Source organism: Haliea sp. E17 (assembly GCF_048323675.1).
Classification (GTDB): Bacteria; Pseudomonadota; Gammaproteobacteria; order Pseudomonadales; family Halieaceae; genus Mangrovimicrobium.
This window is the reverse complement of the sequence record NZ_JBLWFK010000004.1, coordinates 1-17268: the sequence shown is the minus strand read 5'-3', so window position 1 is coordinate 17268 and position 17268 is coordinate 1. Positions and strand designations below refer to the sequence as shown.

Sequence of the window (17268 nt, the reverse complement as noted above, 5' to 3'; positions counted from 1 at the left end):
GCCCGCGCGCGGGGGCGAACCAGGAGAGACCATGAGCGAACATGAAGCGGGCGAAGCCCGGGACGAGAACAAACTGATTGCTGAGCGCCGCGGCAAGCTGGCGGCGATCCGCGACCGCGGCAATGCCTTCCCCAACGACTTCCGCCGCAGCGCGGAAGCCGGCGAGCTGCAGGCGCGTTACGGCAAGGAGGACAAGGAGGCCCTGGAAGCTGCGGACAAGCAGTACGCCGTTGCCGGTCGCCTGGTGCGCAATCGCGGCGCCTTCCTGCTGATCCAGGACGGCTCGGACAGCATCCAGCTCTACGTCGATCGCAAGGCCCTGGACGAAGAGACCCTCGCCGATATCAAGAGCTGGGACCTCGGCGACATCGTCGCCGCCAGCGGCCCGATCCACAAGTCCGGCAAGGGTGACCTCTACATCAACATGCGCGAGGCGCGCCTGCTGACCAAGGCACTGCGTCCGCTGCCCGACAAGTACCACGGCCTGGCCGACCAGGAGATGCGCTACCGCCAGCGCTACGTTGACCTGATCGTGAACCCCGAGTCCCGCGACGTGTTCCGTACCCGCTCGGCCATCATCACCTTCATTCGTGACTACATGAACCGGCGTGCCTTCATGGAAGTGGAAACGCCCATGATGCAGGTAATTCCCGGCGGCGCCGCGGCCAAGCCCTTCGTCACCCACCACAACGCGCTGGACCTCGACATGTACCTGCGCATCGCGCCGGAACTGTACCTCAAGCGGCTGGTGGTGGGCGGTTTCGAGCGGGTCTACGAAATCAACCGCAACTTCCGCAACGAAGGACTCTCCACCCGGCACAACCCCGAGTTCACCATGCTGGAATTCTACTGGGCCTATGCCGGTTTCCACGATGCCATGGACCTCACCGAGGACATGCTGCGGGAACTCACCAGCACCGTGCTGGGCGGCACCACAGTGAATTACCAGGGCAGCGAGTACGACTTCTCGCAGCCCTTTGCGCGGCTGTCGGTCTTCGATGCCATCCTCCAATACAACCCGGAGATCAGCGCCGGCCAGCTCGCGGACGAGTCCGCTGCCCGCGCTATCGCCAAAGGACTGGGAATCGAACTGAAAGACAGCTGGGGCCTGGGCAAGGTGCAGATCGAGATTTTCGAGAAGACCGTCGAGCACCGCCTGGACCAGCCGACCTTCATCACGGAATACCCGACCGAGGTGTCGCCGCTGGCCCGGCGCAGCGATGCGGACCCCTTCGTCACCGAACGCTTCGAGTTTTTTATCGGTGGCCGCGAAATCGCCAACGGCTTTTCCGAGCTCAACGACGCCGAGGACCAGGCCGAGCGCTTCCGCGCCCAGGTCGCGGAGAAGGATGCCGGCGACGAAGAGGCCATGCACTACGACGGGGATTACATCCGCGCGCTGGAATACGGCATGCCCCCGACGGTTGGCGAAGGCATCGGTATCGACCGACTTGTGATGTTGCTCACAGATTCAGCATCCATTCGCGACGTGCTGCTGTTCCCGCATATGCGTCCAGAGTAAAGCTTTGTTAAACAGGGTATGGCGCTATGCCGCCCTTGGGGCGATTGCGCTAGAATCCCTTTAGACCTGAATGCGAGGAGCGGACCTTGCCCCTGAGAATCCCTGATTGGTGTCGTCTGGCGGCCTGCGTGCTGTTGCTGCAGGCCTGCGCCCAGGCGCCCCAGGCGGAGTCCCCGGCGAGTGCCGAGCCTGCGGCAACGCCGGACATCCAGCTCAACCTGGACCAGGGTCCGGATTGCAACTGCTCCCAGCTGCCGTCCAGTACGGCTGACTACACCTTCCTGGAAAAGGGCATGGCGGCGCTCGCCGCCGGCAATATCGTCGAGGGGCGGCAGTACTTCCAGCGCTACCAGCGCCTGGAAGATACCCCGGTCGCGCGATGGGAAAGTGCGGTTGCACAGGCCTATATCGATGCGCTGGCGGTCAATCCCGAGCGCAACCTGGCGCGCGCCAGGACCGCGTTGCAATCCCTCGACAAGCAGGACTGGCGCGGATTGAATCCCCATCCCCAGGTGCTGCTCATGCGCCAGGCGCTGCAAAACTTCCTCGGCGATGCCCGGCGGGTGGATGAATTGCAGACGGAGAACCAGGCGCTGCGCGCGGACCTCGCCAAGCGCGAGGAAACCATCAAACGGCTGCGTGAGCTGACCCTGGGTCAGAAGGGAGTGTCACCGTAAAGGTGGAGCCCTCGTCGGGTACGCTGTGTACCCGGATAGTCCCGCCCATCAACTCGCAGAAATCCCGGCAGATCGCCAGGCCCAGCCCGGTGCCGCCGTAATTGGCGCTGGTGGAGGCGTCGGCCTGGACAAAGGCGTCGAAGACGCGGCTCTGCTGTTCCCGGTTCATGCCGATCCCGGTATCGCTGATCGCCACCTCGACCCAGTCAGGGCGGTTTTTCAGGGGTTTCGCCTGTACCGAGATGGTGCCACCCTCGGTGAACTTGCAGGCGTTGCTCAGCAGGTTGGTGAAAATCTGGCGGAACTTGCTGGCGTCGTTGTAGAGTGCGGGCAGCTGGGAAAAGTCGCTTTTTTCCAGTGTGTTATTGCGTTCGCGCAACTGCGGCGCAATGACGTCACAGGCCTCCTCCAGCAGTTCGGCGGGGGAGAAGTGCTCGCAGTGCAGGGACATCTTCCCGGTCTCGATTTTCGACAGGTCGAGAATGTCGTTGATCAGCACCAGTAACTGGCGTCCGGAACGGATGATCTTTTCCAGGTCCTGCTGGAACTGCTCGCGGTCGATCTCGTGGGGATCGGACAACTCGTCGTGGAGCATTTCCGAGTAGCCGATGATCGCGTTCAGCGGTGTGCGCAATTCGTGGGAGACGTTGGCCAGGAAGATACTCTTCGCCGCGCTGGCCTCGTCCGCCGCATCCCGCGCCTGGCTGACCTCGAACATCGCATTGCGCAGTTTGTCCGACATCTCGTTGAAGGCCTTGGCCAGGTCGCCGAGCTCACCGGTGTCATCGAGGATGTCGATGCGGTAGCTGAGGTCGCCGCTGCCCAGTCGCTGGGCGCCTTTTTTCAGGCGTTTCAGTGACTGGTTGGTGTAGCGTACGAGAATGAAGCCGAGGATCGCGGTGAGCACGATAGAGGCGATGAAGCCGAGCAGGGTGATGCGGTCGGTGAGGGCGATGGTGCGGTCGATGATGTTGGCCCGCTGCACCGCGATAAAGGCCTGGTGCTGTTCCAGTTCCTTCAGTTTCTGCGCCGCTTCCAGGTAGGGCAGCGGGTCGTCGACATCAGCCTTGAATTCCGGGTCGTTGTAATTGTCGTAAAAGGTTTCCCACTGGTCCAGCAAGGTGGTGCTGGCGTCCTGCAGCCGTTCGTAGTGCAGGCGGGTGACGTTGCGGCTGAGGTTGCCCAGTTTGGCGATCAGTGCGCGGGCGGCTTCGATCTGCCCCTTGGCCTGGGCGTATTCCTCCGGGTCCAGCTGGTCACCGGTGTTGTCGCGAATCGTCGACAGTACGAGGATGGTCTGCCGCTGGTCGTTGAGCAGCTGTTCGATGTCCGTGGACAGCTGCGCCGCGGTCACCGACTTGCGGTAGGAATCCATACTCTCGTTCCGCGCCACGCTGCCCCAGAAGTGGGTGCCGACGTTGATCGCGAACAGCACCAGGATGGTGACCAGCGAGAGGGTTAGGCGGCGGCGTAAACTCATGGCGCGGGTGGAGAGCCAGGCTCTCAGAGATCTCCCCGCAGGTTGGCTATCTTGGCCAGTAGGCCGGGAAAGTCGATTGGCTTGGTGGCGTATTCGCAGCAACCGGCCTGCAGGGCGGCCTGGCGGTCGGGCTCCGAGGCGTGCGCGGTGAGCGCGATAATCGGGATATGGGCGATACGCTCGTCCTCCCGGGCCCGGCGGCAGGCAGTCCAGCCATCCATGACTGGCAGGTTCATGTCCATCAGTACCACGGCGGGCTTTTCCGCGACCATCTGCTCGAGGGCCTCTTCGCCGTTGCCCGCGGTAATCACCTCGATACCGGCTCGGGTGAGGCGCCGGACCAGCATGTCCCGGTTGAGCTCGTTGTCCTCGACCAGCAGGATCGCGTTGCTCATGTTTCTTCTCCCAGCAGGCGGTGTACCACCAGTTCCTCGTTGATCCCCTTGACCCGCAGGGGTTCCGCGACTGCCTCGGTGTGGTAGGTATCGCCGAGTGCTTCCAAAGTGCTGTCGGCGATGAGGATATCGCCGCCGGCGGTGGCGTCCTCGATGCGCGAGGTCACGTTCATGGGGTGGCCGACGAAACCGTACTTGCTGCGGCGTTCGGAGCCGATATTGCCGGCAATGACATCGCCGGTATTGAGGGCGATGCCCGTGCTGATCACCGGAAGCCCATCGGCACGATTCTGCCGGTTGATCTCCGCCATGGCCGCCTGCATGGCCAGTGCGCAGCGCGCCGCGCGGTCGGCGTCGTCATCGCGATGCTGGGGTGCGCCGAAAACCGCGAGGATGGCGTCGCCGATAAACTCGTCGATGGTGCCCTGGTGGGCCATGATGATGTCGGTCATGGCGGCGAGATAGCGGTTGATCAGGGTCACCACCTGGTCGGGCGCGAGGTTTTCGACGATGGTGGTAAAGCCGCGGATATCCGCCATCATGATGGTTACCCGGCGCAGGTCACCGCCGAGTTCGAGGCCCTCGGGGCGCTCCAGGATGTCGGTGACGATTTCGTCGGAGAGGTAGCGGCCAAAGGTCGCGCGGATGAATTTCTCGTTGCGCTCCAGTTGTTGCCGGTAGAGTTCCTCGCGGTCGTGCCAGCGCTTGCGCTCGATCCCCGCCTTGATGCGGGCCTGCAGCAGTACCGGGTTGAAGGGCTTGAACAGGTAGTCGTCGGCGCCCGCCTCGATACACTCGATGATACCCTCCATGTCCTGGCGGCCGGAAATGACGATGACCGGCGTCGCGCGCCAGTCCGGGTGCTCCTTGATGCGGCGCAGCACTTCGCGGCCGTCCATGTCCGGCATCATCAGGTCCAGCAGCACCACGTCCACGTCGGCCTGCTCGAGAGTGTGCAGGGCTTCGCCGCCCCCCGAGGCGGTCACCACCATGTGCCCCGAGCGCGAGAGGTAGCGGGCTACCAGTTCCCGGTTTTCCTGCAGGTCGTCTACCGCGAGGATAAAGCCGGGTTCACTGGCGATCTGTCGCGAACTGTCCTGGTCGGTCGCCTCGCCCTCGCTCTCCCCTTCGTTGGCCGCCTGCGCGGCGCGCAGCAGGCGAGCGAGGGCGGCGTCCAGTTCCGGCTGCGTGGTGCCGATGTCCTCGCGCAGCATCTCGCCGTAACCGAGCAGGGCGGAGAGCACATTGCGCAGTCCGTGCCGGTCGAGGGGTTCCTCCGCCAACATCTGGTCCAGCCGCTGGGCGCTGTCGAAGAGCTGGGCGAAATCCTCCTGCACCAGCGCCTGCAGTTCATCCTGGTGGCGCAGGTAGGCATCGCGCAACTCGGCCACGGCGCGCAGCAACAGGTCGCTCCAGAGGGCCATGTTGGCTGAGGGAGTGGAACTCACGGGCGCGGATTGTCCTTCGTCGGCGGGCATCCGGGGAGTATAGCGGCACCGTGCTGGGAGTGGTATGCACTCGCGTGGCACCTGTGCGGGGACTCCCGCTGTCGGCAGGCCAAGGCGATCGCCGCAGGGGTGGCGGAAACGGCAGCGCGCGAGCGTTCACCAGGGAGGTTGCCACTTGTGATCCCGGGGAACTCGCGCTGCCCGACAGGGTCGATAGGGCCGATGAAAAAACTGGCGCCGGCATATTTTCCCGCACAAAGGTGCGAAACCGCGAAACTTTGGGTTACTATTGCTGGCAGAGTTCCAAAGGGATCAGAAAAAGGATCGGGTGCGTTGATGTTGCAGCAAGTAGAACTCTTCCAGGGCCTCAACCAAGAGGAGCTGGAAGCGCTGGCGGCCAGCAGTACCAGTCGTGCATTTCCAAAGAATACCGTGGTGATCCACGAAAACGATCCAGCGGATTCCCTGTTCATTATCGAGAGCGGCAAGGTCAAGGTCTACTGCTCCGACAAGAACGGCAAGGAGTTCATCATGAACACCCAGGGCGCCGGCGATTACTTCGGCGAACTGGCGCTACTGGATGACTCCACCCGCTCCGCCTCCGTGCGCACCGTGGAAAAGTCCAGTTTCTGTATCATCTACAAAGAAGACTTCAACCGCGTGCTGGACGAGCATCCCAATATCGCCCGGCAGCTGGTGCGCAACCTCGCCCAGCGGGTGCGCAAGCTCACCGCGGACGTGAAGAGCCTGGCGCTGCAGGATGTCTACGGCCGGGTGGCCAACGTGCTGATGGACCTCTCCGAGGAACGCGGTGACGGCACCCTGTACATCCCGGAAAAACTCACCCAGCAGGACATCGCCGATCGCGTCGGCGCCTCCCGCGAGATGGTCGCGCGTATCCTCAAGGACCTGACGATCGGTGAGTATATCCGCTTCGAGGGCCGGCACATCATTATCAACACGCGGCTGCCCGCCAAGTACTGATTTCGGCGGCGGCCGCGCGGTCGCCGTTTACTCCCTGTCTTCCCCTTCCGCCGCCGGCCGCGTCTCCAGCACATTGAGCCGCAGGCTGCCGCGGGCAAGTCGCGCCTCTACTGTATCGCCTGGCTCCACCTGCGCCGCGTCCGCCAACACCTTGCCGGACTGGTCTGTCACTATGGCGTAGCCTCTTGAAAGGGTGCTCAGGGGGCTGAGGGAGTCCAGCATCTGGGCCAGGTGGGCCAGTTGCCGGCGCGCGCCCTGCAGGCGCACCTGGACTGCGCTTTCCATCCGTTGCTGCAGGCGCTGCATGTCGCGTTGCCATTGCTGGATACGCGGTGCCGGCGATTTTGCCAGCAGGCGCGATTCCAGCAGGGCCAGTTCGCCCCGCTTGCGGGCCAGCAGGTTGCCCTGGGCGCGGATCAGACGCTGCTCGAGTTCGTCGAGGCGCTGGGACTGCTCGCGCAGTCGGGCGCCGGGATGTTTGAGGCGGCTGCGCAGGTGGTCGAGGCGGGTGCGCGCCTCCGCCAGCTTGCGCTGCACGGCGCGGCGCAGGTCGGCCTCCATTTTCGCCAGCAGGGCGAGTTGCTCGCGCTGGTCCGGGCTCAGCATCTCGGCCGCCGCCGAGGGGGTCGCCGCGCGCTGGTCGGCGGCCATGTCGGCAATACTGAAATCCACCTCGTGGCCGACCGCGCTGACTATCGGCAGGGCGCTGGCGGCGATGGCCCGGGCGACGATTTCCTCATTGAAGGCCCACAGGTCCTCCAGCGATCCGCCCCCGCGGCCGACGATCAGCGCATCCAGGGGAACTGCTCCGCTGGCGGCAAGGCGATTGGCGCGCTCGATGGCCGCGACGATCTGGGCGGCCGCGCCCTCGCCCTGGACCGCCACCGGCAGGATATAGACTTCGATGGCGGGGCTGCGCCGTTTCAGCACGGTGAGGATGTCGTGAATGGCGGCGCCGGTAGGCGAGGTGATCACGCCGAGCCGGGAAACGCTGGCCGGCAGGGGTTGTTTGCGCGCCGGATCGAACAGCCCCTCCTGCAGCAGCCGGGTTTTCAGGGCCTCGAAGGCGGCCTGCAGGGCTCCGGCTCCGGCCTGTTCCATGTACTCGGCGATGAGCTGGAACTCGCCGCGGCCCTCGTAGAGCGAGACCCGGCAGCGCAGGCGGATATGGTCGCCGTTCGCCGGCCGGAACCGCACCCGCTGGTTGCGGTTGCGGAACATGGCGCAGCGCACCTGGGCGGCACTGTCCTTGAGGGAGAAGTACCAGTGCCCGGAGGAGGGGGCGGCGAAATTGCTGATCTCCCCCTCCACCCAGACGAAGTCGAAATGCCCCTCGAGGAGCAGGCGAACCTTGCGATTGAGCTCGGTGACGCTGAGGGTGGCGGTATCGGGGCCTGGAGAGAGGGAATCGTGCACAGGAACTTATATTTACTGCGGGTGGACCAAAGAATTATAATTGCACGTTTACCCTGAACCTGCCAGCCGGAGATCGCCACATGTTGCGTATAGCCGAGGAAGCCCTCACCTTCGACGATGTCCTCCTGTTGCCCGGATACTCCGAGGTGGTGGCTACCGACGTCTCGCTGAAGACCCGCCTCACCCGTGAAATCGAGCTGAATATCCCGCTGCTGTCCGCTGCCATGGACACCGTCACGGAGGCCCGCCTGGCCATTGCCATGGCCCAGGAAGGCGGTATCGGCATCATTCACAAGAGCATGACCATCTACGAACAGGCCGACCAGGTCCGCAAGGTCAAGAAGTACGAGAGCGGGGTGGTCAAGAACCCGATCACCATCCAGCAATCCGCCACCATCGCCGAACTGCTGGAGCTGACTGCCTCCCACGGGATTTCCGGCGTGCCGGTACTCAACGGCAGTGATCTCGTTGGTATCGTCACCCGTCGCGACCTGCGCTTCGAGACCGATCACAGCAAGCTGGTGTCCGACATCATGACCCCGCGCGACCAGCTGGTAACGGTCAAGGAAGGCGCCAGCGCGCTGGAGGTACAGCGCCTGCTGCACCAGCACCGGATCGAGAAGATCCTGGTGGTGAACGACAATTTCGACCTGCGCGGCATGATTACCGTGAAGGACTTCGACAAGGCGGAGAGCTTTCCCAACGCCTGCAAGGACAGTCACGGCCAGTTGCGGGTCGGCGCCTCCGTGGGCACCAGCCCGGATACCGATGACCGCGTGGCTGCGCTGGTCGAGGCCGGGGTGGATGTGCTGGTGGTCGATACCGCCCACGGCCACTCCCGCAACGTGATTGCCCGGGTCAAGCGCATCAAGCAGGCCTTCCCGGACATGCAGGTCATCGGCGGCAATATCGCCACGGCACCTGCGGCCACTGCACTGCTTGAAGCCGGCGCCGATGCGGTCAAGGTCGGTATCGGTCCCGGTTCCATCTGCACCACGCGTATCGTCACCGGCATCGGGGTGCCGCAGATCTCCGCCGTCGCCAATGTCGCCAAGGCGCTCGAGGGTAGCGGTGTGCCGCTGATTGCCGATGGCGGTATCCGCTTCTCCGGCGATATCGCCAAGGCGCTGGTCGCCGGCGCCCACGCGGTGATGATGGGCAGCATGTTTGCCGGCACCGAAGAGGCCCCCGGCGAGGTGGAGCTGTACCAGGGGCGGACCTACAAGGCCTATCGCGGCATGGGCAGCCTCGGCGCCATGGCCCAGAACATGGGCTCCTCGGATCGCTACTTCCAGGACGCCAGCCGCGGTACTGAAAAGCTGGTACCCGAGGGTATCGAGGGACGGGTGCCTTACAAGGGCCCGCTGTCCGCCATCGTCCACCAGTTGATGGGCGGCGTGCGCGCAGCCATGGGCTACACCGGCAGCCCGGATATAGAGACCATGCGCACCCGGCCCGAGTTCGTGCGGGTGACTGCAGCGGGTATGTCCGAGAGCCACGTGCACGACGTCGCGATTACCAAGGAAGCGCCGAACTACCCGGTCAGCTGAACGAAAAGGAAAAAGGGGTCAGAGCCCTTTTTTGCGGACACAGTGTAAGCAGCGAACTAGACACAGGAAAAAGGGCTCTGACCCCTTTTTTGCTCCACAGGACCACCCATGAGCACAAATATCCACGCCCAGAAAATTCTCATCCTCGATTTCGGTTCGCAGTACACCCAGCTGATTGCCCGCCGGGTACGCGAGGTCGGCGTCTACAGCGAGATTCGCGCCTGGGACATGAGCGACGAGGAAATCCGCGACTACGCGCCGCAGGGGGTTATTCTCTCCGGCGGCCCCGAGTCGGTCGCAGCAGAGAATTCGCCGCGCGCCCCCGAACTGGTGTTCGAGCTGGGGGTGCCGGTGCTGGGCATCTGCTACGGCATGCAGACCATGGCCGAGCAGTTCGGCGGCCGGGTGCAGGGCTCCGATGTCAGCGAATTCGGCTACGCGCAGATTCGCCAGGTCAGTAACACGGGCCTGCTCCACGACATCCGCGATCACCTGGACACCGATGGCACCGGCCTGCTGGACGTGTGGATGAGCCACGGTGACAAGGTGGTCGAGCTCCCGGAGAGCTTCGAGCTGATCGCCGAGACTGATTCCTGTCCCATCGCCGGTATGGCCCACCGGGACAAGCCCTTCTTTGGCATCCAGTTCCACCCGGAAGTCACCCATACCCTGCAGGGCAAGCGCATCTTCGAACACTTCGTGCTCGAGCTCTGTGGCTGCCAGGCGCTGTGGACTCCGGCCAATATCGTCGAGGACGCGATTGCTCGCGTGCGTGAGACGGTGGGCAGCGACAAGGTGCTTCTGGGCCTTTCCGGCGGTGTCGACTCCTCGGTGGTGGCAGCTCTCCTGCACAAGGCCATCGGCGACCAGCTCACCTGTGTGTTCGTGGACAACGGCCTGCTGCGCCTGCGCGAGGGCGACCAGGTGATGGACATGTTCGCCCGCAACATGGGGGTGAAAGTCATCCGCGCCGACGCCGAGGACCTGTTCCTCGGCAAGCTCACCGGCGTCAACGACCCCGAGCAGAAACGCAAGATCATCGGCAATACCTTCATCGAGGTGTTCGACGACGAGGCGGCAAAGCTCCAGGATGTGAAGTGGCTGGCCCAGGGCACCATCTACCCGGACGTTATCGAATCCGCCGGCGCCAAGACCGGCAAGGCCCACGTGATCAAGTCCCACCACAACGTCGGCGGCCTGCCGGAGGACATGAGCTTTGAGCTGGTGGAGCCCCTGCGCGAGCTGTTCAAGGACGAGGTGCGCCAGATCGGCCTGGAACTGGGCCTGCCCTACGACATGGTGTTCCGCCACCCCTTCCCGGGTCCCGGCCTCGGTGTGCGCATCCTCGGCGAGGTCAAAAAGGAGTTCGCCGACCTGCTGCGCCTGGCCGACGACATTTTTATCAGTGAACTGCGCGCGGCCGGCTGGTATGAGAAAACCAGCCAGGCCTTCGCCGTCTTCCTGCCGGTCAAATCCGTGGGCGTGGTCGGCGATGGCCGTCGCTACGAGTACGTGATCGCACTGCGCGCGGTGGAAACGGTCGACTTCATGACCGCCCGCTGGGCGCATCTCCCCTACGAGTTGCTGGAAAAGGTTTCCAACCGGATTATCAACGAGATTTCCGGTGTTTCGCGGGTGACCTATGACGTGAGTTCCAAGCCGCCGGCGACCATCGAGTGGGAGTGACCGGCCGCGCAGGCAGCCGTTAGCAGGGCCCGCCGTGGGCGGGGTCAGGTAGATATTCGCCGCTTGGCCAGTCCCTGACTTCCCTTACATCCCGCACAAAAAAGGGCCACCGGTAAACCGGCGGCCCTTTTTCCAGGTGCCTTAGGAGGGCTTCAGTGCGCTTTCATTTTCAGGCGCACCGGCAGGCTTTTCAGGCCGCGCAGGATCACGATGCTCTCGCTGTAATCCAGGTCGTCTTCGGCAACCGCCAGTTCAACGGACTCCACGGCATTGACGAACTGCTTGATGGCCGCCTTCATCTCGTTGCGGGCGAGCATGGCGCCGAGGCAGATATGGACCCCGGTGCCGAAACCGAGATGCTGGGCCGATGCAGGCCGGTCGATGTTGAATACATCGGGATCTTCGAAGCGCTCGGGGTCGCGGTTGCCCGATGCCCAGCACAGGAAGACCAGGGAGTTTTTGGGAATCGCCTTGCCGCCGAGTTCGGTATCCCGCGTGGTTACGCGAGGCAGGGCGGGAACTGCCGAGTAGAAACGCATGGTTTCTTCACACAGGGCGGCGATATCCTTGTCCTGGTTCTCGGACTCCTGCAGTCGCTTTAGCAGTTCCGGCCGGGTTGCCAGGGTGTAGAGTGCATAGGCAATGGAATTACGCGTGGTATCGACGCCACCGGCAATGGACACCGACACGATGGAAATCAGTTCCTGCTCGGTCAGCTGTTCCTCTGCAGGCTGGTCAGCACCGGAATGTACAACCTGGGAAATGAGGTCGCTGCGGGGTTCCTTGCGCCGCACTTCAATGGCCTCACGGGCAAACTCCTGCAGCTTCATGATGTTGTCGGCGTGCTGGAACGCTTCCTCGCGGGTCGCGCCGGTGCCGGCGCGCGCGACCATGGAATAGGCTGCGCGGCTGACGTCTTCGGTCCGGTCAAGCGGCAGGCCCAGGGCGTCACAGATGACATTCAGTGGTACCGGCGTCGCGTATTGCCTGAGCAGGTCTACTTCGCCACCCTCGCTGAAGGTGTCGAGCTGCTGGCGGCACAATTCCGCCACGCGGTCAGCCATCGCAGCTACCGCGTGGGCGGTAAAGGCATGGGCGACCAGCTTGCGGCGCCGTTTATGCAACTCTCCATCCACCTTGAAGCTGTCTGAGGGATCCAGCAGGTAGTAGCCCTTGCTCCGGATATAGTCGTTGGCTTCGTCCTGGTAGGGTGAGCGAATGGCGTCCGAGACCCGCATTTCGTCGGAGAACAGCTCGGTGTCACGGGCGACTGCGACGATATCGTTATAGCGGGTTACCAGCCACGCGCCGAGCTTTTCGTCGTAGTGAACGGGGTCTTCACTGCGCAGGTGCTCGTAGTATTCGTATGGATCCCGGGCGATGGCGGGATCGGTTATCGTCATTTCGCTTATTGAATTCATGTCCTGGTGACCTTTTGTCTCTTCCAGTAGGGGCTTTTTGCCTGCCATTACTTATCGGCGCTTAATTTAGTTGGATTTCGCCGCGAAAGATATGACAGCTCACGAAGAGTTTTTAACACTCCGTGCATGGGAATACTGGACCTCGGAGGTTAAAAATTGTCCACATTGGCCCTTGCTGGCCAGATAACCTAAGTGTGGCTTGTGCCCGGGCGAGGTAGGGAGTCGCGATCGCCAGACTCCCCAGGGCGGGATTAGCGATTTTTCGCTGGAAGCGGCGACATTCGGCGATGCACCGCCTACACGGATTCGGTGCACTATGGCCATCACCTGCCTCGCGAATGCACCAAAATTGACACTGTCGCACCGGGGTATACACCACTGTGCGGCCGGTTCAAACCAGTGACCAACGCTGTAATACCAGCGTCACAAAACGCTGGTGCGTTATACCGCCGGCGATGCTCGCAGGCTGGCATATATATTGCTCTGCTCTTGGCGACGTTGCGTAAGCCCTTCAAAACGAACATAAAATAACCAGTTTTCAGTGCATTCGCGGCATTCCAGTGGATTGACCGAGGATTCAGGTGTGATAACTCCCTCCAGCAAGAAACTGGCAATGGCCGTAGCTATTGCCACAACCATCAATGCCCTGCCCCTGGTGGCGCAGGACCAAACCGGCGAGGCGGCCACCCTCGAGGAAGTCCTTGTCTCGGGCCGTCGCATATCCCAGACCGACCTGGCGATCGGCGAGGGGCAGGCAGCCAATACTGTGGGTGTAACCCGCGAAGAACTGTTGTCGGCGCCAGCCGGCATCTCGGGCCTGAAAATGCTCGAGAGCCTGCCGGGCTTCAACGTGCAGACCGATGGCGCACTGGGTCTTTATGAATTCGGCAACTCGGTCCAGGTCCGCGCCTTCCAGCTCAACCAGATCGGATTCGTGCTGGATGGGGTGCCGATGGGGCGCTCCGACGCCTTTGGCGGCAGCCCGATTTTCCGCTATGTGGACAACGAGAACCTCGCGTCGGTTATCGCATCACCCGGTGCCGGGGATGTCTCGCTGCCGAGCTACGCCTCGCTGGGGCCGATGGTGTCCTACAACACCACACAGCCGGCGGAGGAGTTCGGCGCCAAGGTCGCCTATACCATGGGAGACCACAACCTGGAACGCAGTTTCCTGCGACTGGATACGGGGGATCTCGGTGGCTTCAGCGCCTACCTGGCGCGTTCCAAAACCGACAGCGACCTGTGGCGCGGTCCGGGCACCATCGACCGCGAACACTGGGAGGGCAAGGCGCGTTACGAATTCGACAGCGATACCTTCATCCAGGCCACCTACGTGAGCAACGAATTCTTCGACTATGACTCGCCCTCGGGTTCTGCTTCCACCTTCGCGGACAATTACGAGTACGGCTATTTGCCGGCGATTCCCGAAGGCTGCGCCAATCCACAGCCGGCTGTTTATGACTTCAACGGCGATGGCGCTATCGACGAGGCCGACTTTACGCCGATCTATACCGGCGGAAACTGTACCTCCTACTACGAGGACCGGATCAACGTCCGGGATGACAAGCTGTACTCGCTGTCCTTCCATACGGACCTGATGGACAGTCTCTACCTGAAGAGCACGGCCTACTACGAGGACAAGGATGGCTACGGCGTCTCGCCGGACAGCTACCCGAACTCACTGGGTATCTACACGGAACAGGCGGCCGCCGGGCTGGACGTTGTGCATCCGCGTGGCGTGCAGTACGGCTTGTCCGGGGTCGGGGGCGACCGCAAGGGCATTGTGGCGGGGCTCGAGTGGAGCGTGGGCAACCATGTGCTGTCCCTCGGTGGCTGGTATGAAGACGAGACCTATAACCGCACCCAGCAGCGCCTGAACAAGACCGAAGGCAGTGCCGACGGCAAGGTGATCCGGGACGAAACCGTCTACTACCGCCGCGACTACACCAGTGTCCGGGAAACCACCCAGTTCTACCTGAAGGACAGTATTCTCCTGATGGATGACCGCCTGAACCTGCAAGTGGGTTTCAAGAGCCTGAACGTGGATTACAGCCTGGACGGTTACCGCGACTATGCGGACTACGAGATCGATAGCCAGCCCGGCTACGGTCCGCAGCAAATAGAGGCGGATTACTCGAAGGGCTTCCTGCCCATGATCGGCGCGGTGTACAACCTCAGCGACCACGATCAGCTGTTTACCTCATGGTCGCAGCAATACGCCCTGCCCAAGGGCGCGGACGACATTTTCTCGACGGCCACCAGTTTCACGACACAGGCGCCCGACGGCGAAGAGGCCGAGAACTACGAAATTGGTATCCGGACCAACCGTCCAACCTTCAATGGCGCCGTTTCCCTGTACTACACCGCCTTTGATAACCGGCTTCTGCCTGGCAATGTGCTGAACCCCGCCACCCAGCAACCGGAGACGTTTTATGTCAATGCCGGTGAAACCACAGCCTGGGGTGTCGAGCTTTCCGGCGTCTTCCAGCCGGAGATCTTCAACAACAAGCTCTACATGAATGCCAACCTCAGCTACAACCAGGCCGAGCTGGAAGACGGTTTCGACAACAATCCCGCCGGCAGCCAGATCGCGGACAGTCCGGAGTGGCTGTTCACCGGTGGCGTGACCTGGGAGCCAACCGAGTGGCTGGTAGCCAACCTGTCAGTGAAATACACCGGTGAGCGCTACGCGGACTATGCCGAGCAATACCAGATGGAAGACTACACGGTGTATTCCGCCTACGTCGACGTCAGCGGTTCCCTGCTGGGTCTGGATATGGCGAGCCTGCGCTTCAATGTCGACAACCTGACCGACGAGGAGGTTCTGTCCTTTGTCTACGCGGGCTCGCCGTATTTCCGGCCGCTCAGCCCGCGCACCTTCCAGGCAACACTGACCCTCGATTTTTAACGACCGTTACAGGAATCGCATGAAAGCACGATACTACTCTCCGGGCCGCCTGGCGGCCCCTCTGCTTGCCTTGGTCCTTGCCAATGCGGTATCGGCACAGGCCGGGGATGCGGTCGCCAGCCTGCATGAGCGGCTGCTGACCGTCGATACCCACATTGACATCGACGTCAATCATTTTACCGAGCAGAGCAACTATACCCAGTCGCTCACCACCCAGGTCGACCTGCCGAAAATGGAGGCGGGCGGGCTCGATGTGGTGTGGTTGATCGTCTATACCGCCCAGGGGGAACTGTCCGAGGAAGGCTATGCCGCGGCGCTGGACAACGCGCAGGCCAAGTTCGCCGCCATCGAGCGCCTGACCCAGGAACTGGCGCCGGAGCGGATCGGCCTGGCCACTAGTGCGGCAGAGGCCCGGGAGATCAGTGCCAGCGGTCGCAAAGTCGCCATGATCGGGGTTGAAAACGCCTATCCACTGGGTACCGATGTGAGCATGGTGCGGGAGTTCTACGCGCGCGGCGCCCGCTACATGTCGCTGTCGCACAACGGGCACAGCCAGTTTGCGGACTCCAACACCGGTGAAGCGGACGGGCAGTGGCTACATGGCGGACTGTCGCCGCTGGGGCGGGAACTGATCGTGGAGATGAACCGCCTGGGCATGATGATCGATATCTCCCACCCCTCCAAACAGGCGAATCTGCAGGCGATTGCGCTGTCGAAGGCGCCAGTGATTGCCTCGCACTCCTCGGCGCGCGCCCTCAACGACGTCAGCAGGAATCTCTCGGACGAGGAACTGCTGGCGGTGAAGGAAAATGGTGGTGTGGTGCAGGCGACGGCCTTCCGCTCCTATCTCAACACTGCCAAGAACGCGGCCTGGGAGGCCAAAGCCAGGGAGGTTCTCGCCCGGCTGGCCGCAGAGGAAGACCTTGAACTACGCGAATGGAGTGCGTTGAAAGACCTCACGCCAGAGCAGCGCACGGACTACCTGGATCGCTATCGCGCCCTGCGGGCCAAAGCGCAACCGGTCATTCATGAGGAGGTCGACCCGGTCGCCCCGCCGGTGGATGTGGCGGACTTTGTCGACCACATCGACTACCTGGTAAAAATGCTGGGTGAGGATCACGTCGGGATTTCCTCTGACTTTGATGGGGGTGGCGGGGTAAGCGGTTGGAACGATGCCTCGGAGACCGCGGCAGTCACCCGCGAACTGCTGGAACGCGGCTACAGCGAGTCGGCCATAGCGAAGCTCTGGGGCGGTAACCTGCTGCGGGTGATGGATGAGGTACAGGCTGAAGCGCGCCGCGAACAGGTCGCGACAGCGGTAGATCGATAACGGGAACCAGCCTTGGCCGGCTATTCAGGGCCTTGTTGATGGAGTCTCCGGAAATTGACGGACAGGTCTCCAGTACCGCCCCCCTGTTGGGGCTGGTACTGGTATCCCTGCGACACAATCCTGGGTAATCAGGCAGCTTCGCCGCGTTGCAGCGCATGGACGTCGGCAGCGGCCAGCCGGTTGCCGCCAATTGCCCAGTCACCGCCTTCGAATTCCTGGATACGAACCCAGGTTACGGGGCGCATGTTTTCACCTTCAACCGCGACCATGGCTTCCGTGACCTTCTCGATCAGGGCTTCCTTCTGGTCTGGGGTGAATACGTTTTTAATTACATCGATAGTTACGAGGGGCATGATAGATCTCCTTGGGTAATTAATCAGGCAGCTTCGCCGCGTTGCAGCGCATGGACGTCGGCAGCGGCCAGCCGGTTGCCGCCAATTGCCCAGTCACC

13 protein-coding genes are annotated in these 17268 nt (G+C 62.6%); 7 read left to right on the top strand and 6 right to left on the bottom strand.

Annotated elements, in window-relative coordinates:
- Positions 1-31 precede the first annotated feature (31 nt).
- Together lysS and ACNKU3_RS10575 are read left to right on the top strand one after the other, a co-directional pair.
- Positions 32-1522: a lysine--tRNA ligase gene (gene lysS, locus ACNKU3_RS10580; protein ID WP_418259433.1), complete on the top strand. Its 1491-nt coding sequence runs from the start codon at positions 32-34 to the stop codon at positions 1520-1522.
- 86 nt (positions 1523-1608) lie between these two features.
- A complete protein-coding gene (locus ACNKU3_RS10575) occupies positions 1609-2199 on the top strand; it encodes a hypothetical protein (protein ID WP_418259432.1) in 591 nt (196 codons plus the stop codon).
- On the opposite strand, the gene ACNKU3_RS10570 is transcribed toward ACNKU3_RS10575, so the two are convergent.
- Genes ACNKU3_RS10570 through ACNKU3_RS10560 form a run of 3 tightly spaced genes read right to left on the bottom strand, consistent with a single transcriptional unit; the run spans position 2150 to position 5522 of the window.
- Positions 2150-3679, bottom strand: a complete 1530-nt coding sequence (locus tag ACNKU3_RS10570; RefSeq protein WP_418259431.1) for an ATP-binding protein — start codon at positions 3677-3679, stop codon at positions 2150-2152. The genes ACNKU3_RS10575 and ACNKU3_RS10570 overlap by 50 nt on opposite strands.
- 23 nt (positions 3680-3702) lie before the next feature.
- Entirely contained in the window at positions 3703-4074 is a 372-nt protein-coding gene (locus ACNKU3_RS10565) for a response regulator (protein WP_418259430.1), read from the bottom strand.
- Entirely contained in the window at positions 4071-5522 is a 1452-nt protein-coding gene (locus tag ACNKU3_RS10560; RefSeq protein WP_418259429.1) for an adenylate/guanylate cyclase domain-containing protein, read from the bottom strand. The genes ACNKU3_RS10565 and ACNKU3_RS10560 overlap by 4 nt, the downstream gene beginning before the upstream one ends.
- Positions 5523-5858: 336 nt before the next feature.
- Between ACNKU3_RS10560 and ACNKU3_RS10555 the strand changes: the two genes are divergently transcribed.
- Positions 5859-6506: a Crp/Fnr family transcriptional regulator gene (locus ACNKU3_RS10555; RefSeq protein ID WP_418259428.1), complete on the top strand. Its 648-nt coding sequence runs from the start codon at positions 5859-5861 to the stop codon at positions 6504-6506.
- Between the two features lie 27 nt (positions 6507-6533).
- Here the strand turns inward: ACNKU3_RS10555 and xseA are convergent, their stop codons facing one another.
- Positions 6534-7922: an exodeoxyribonuclease VII large subunit gene (xseA, locus tag ACNKU3_RS10550; RefSeq protein ID WP_418259427.1), complete on the bottom strand. Its 1389-nt coding sequence runs from the start codon at positions 7920-7922 to the stop codon at positions 6534-6536.
- Positions 7923-8002: 80 nt separating this feature from the next.
- On the opposite strand from xseA, the gene guaB reads away from it, so the two are divergent.
- Positions 8003-9472, top strand: coding sequence for an IMP dehydrogenase (gene guaB, locus ACNKU3_RS10545; protein WP_418259426.1), 1470 nt, complete (start codon positions 8003-8005; stop codon positions 9470-9472).
- A gap of 108 nt (positions 9473-9580) precedes the next feature.
- Positions 9581-11158 carry a glutamine-hydrolyzing GMP synthase gene (gene guaA / locus ACNKU3_RS10540; RefSeq protein WP_418259425.1) on the top strand — a complete coding sequence of 526 codons (1578 nt, stop codon included), beginning with the start codon at positions 9581-9583 and terminating at the stop codon, positions 11156-11158.
- 152 nt (positions 11159-11310) lie between these two features.
- Here guaA and ACNKU3_RS10535 read toward each other — a convergent pair whose 3' ends face one another.
- Positions 11311-12579 (bottom strand): cytochrome P450, encoded by a 1269-nt coding sequence (locus ACNKU3_RS10535; protein WP_418259424.1) that lies wholly within the window; start codon positions 12577-12579, stop codon positions 11311-11313.
- A gap of 613 nt (positions 12580-13192) precedes the next feature.
- Here ACNKU3_RS10535 and ACNKU3_RS10530 point away from each other — a divergent pair.
- Together ACNKU3_RS10530 and ACNKU3_RS10525 are read left to right on the top strand one after the other, a co-directional pair.
- The gene (locus ACNKU3_RS10530; protein ID WP_418259423.1) at positions 13193-15487 is read left to right on the top strand and encodes a TonB-dependent receptor; all 2295 of its coding nucleotides are present in this window, start codon (positions 13193-13195) and stop codon (positions 15485-15487) included.
- A gap of 19 nt (positions 15488-15506) precedes the next feature.
- Positions 15507-16817 carry a dipeptidase gene (locus ACNKU3_RS10525; RefSeq protein WP_418259422.1) on the top strand — a complete coding sequence of 437 codons (1311 nt, stop codon included), beginning with the start codon at positions 15507-15509 and terminating at the stop codon, positions 16815-16817.
- A gap of 128 nt (positions 16818-16945) precedes the next feature.
- Here ACNKU3_RS10525 and ACNKU3_RS10520 read toward each other — a convergent pair whose 3' ends face one another.
- Entirely contained in the window at positions 16946-17170 is a 225-nt protein-coding gene (locus ACNKU3_RS10520) for a tautomerase family protein (RefSeq protein ID WP_418259421.1), read from the bottom strand.
- Between the last annotated feature and the right edge of the window lie 98 nt (positions 17171-17268).

Bases quoted from the DNA above. Each gene is read 5' to 3' on its own strand.
- ACNKU3_RS10565 (WP_418259430.1), bottom strand. From the start codon at position 4,074: ATGAGCAACGCGATCCTGCTGGTCGAGGACAACGAGCTCAACCGGGAC.
- ACNKU3_RS10555 (WP_418259428.1), top strand. From the start codon at position 5,859: ATGTTGCAGCAAGTAGAACTCTTCCAGGGCCTCAACCAAGAGGAGCTG.
- ACNKU3_RS10520 (WP_418259421.1), bottom strand. From the start codon at position 17,170: ATGCCCCTCGTAACTATCGATGTAATTAAAAACGTATTCACCCCAGAC.
- lysS (WP_418259433.1), top strand. From the start codon at position 32: ATGAGCGAACATGAAGCGGGCGAAGCCCGGGACGAGAACAAACTGATT.
- ACNKU3_RS10530 (WP_418259423.1), top strand. From the start codon at position 13,193: ATGGCCGTAGCTATTGCCACAACCATCAATGCCCTGCCCCTGGTGGCG.
- guaB (WP_418259426.1), top strand. From the start codon at position 8,003: ATGTTGCGTATAGCCGAGGAAGCCCTCACCTTCGACGATGTCCTCCTG.
- ACNKU3_RS10570 (WP_418259431.1), bottom strand. From the start codon at position 3,679: ATGAGTTTACGCCGCCGCCTAACCCTCTCGCTGGTCACCATCCTGGTG.
- ACNKU3_RS10525 (WP_418259422.1), top strand. From the start codon at position 15,507: ATGAAAGCACGATACTACTCTCCGGGCCGCCTGGCGGCCCCTCTGCTT.
- guaA (WP_418259425.1), top strand. From the start codon at position 9,581: ATGAGCACAAATATCCACGCCCAGAAAATTCTCATCCTCGATTTCGGT.
- ACNKU3_RS10535 (WP_418259424.1), bottom strand. From the start codon at position 12,579: ATGAATTCAATAAGCGAAATGACGATAACCGATCCCGCCATCGCCCGG.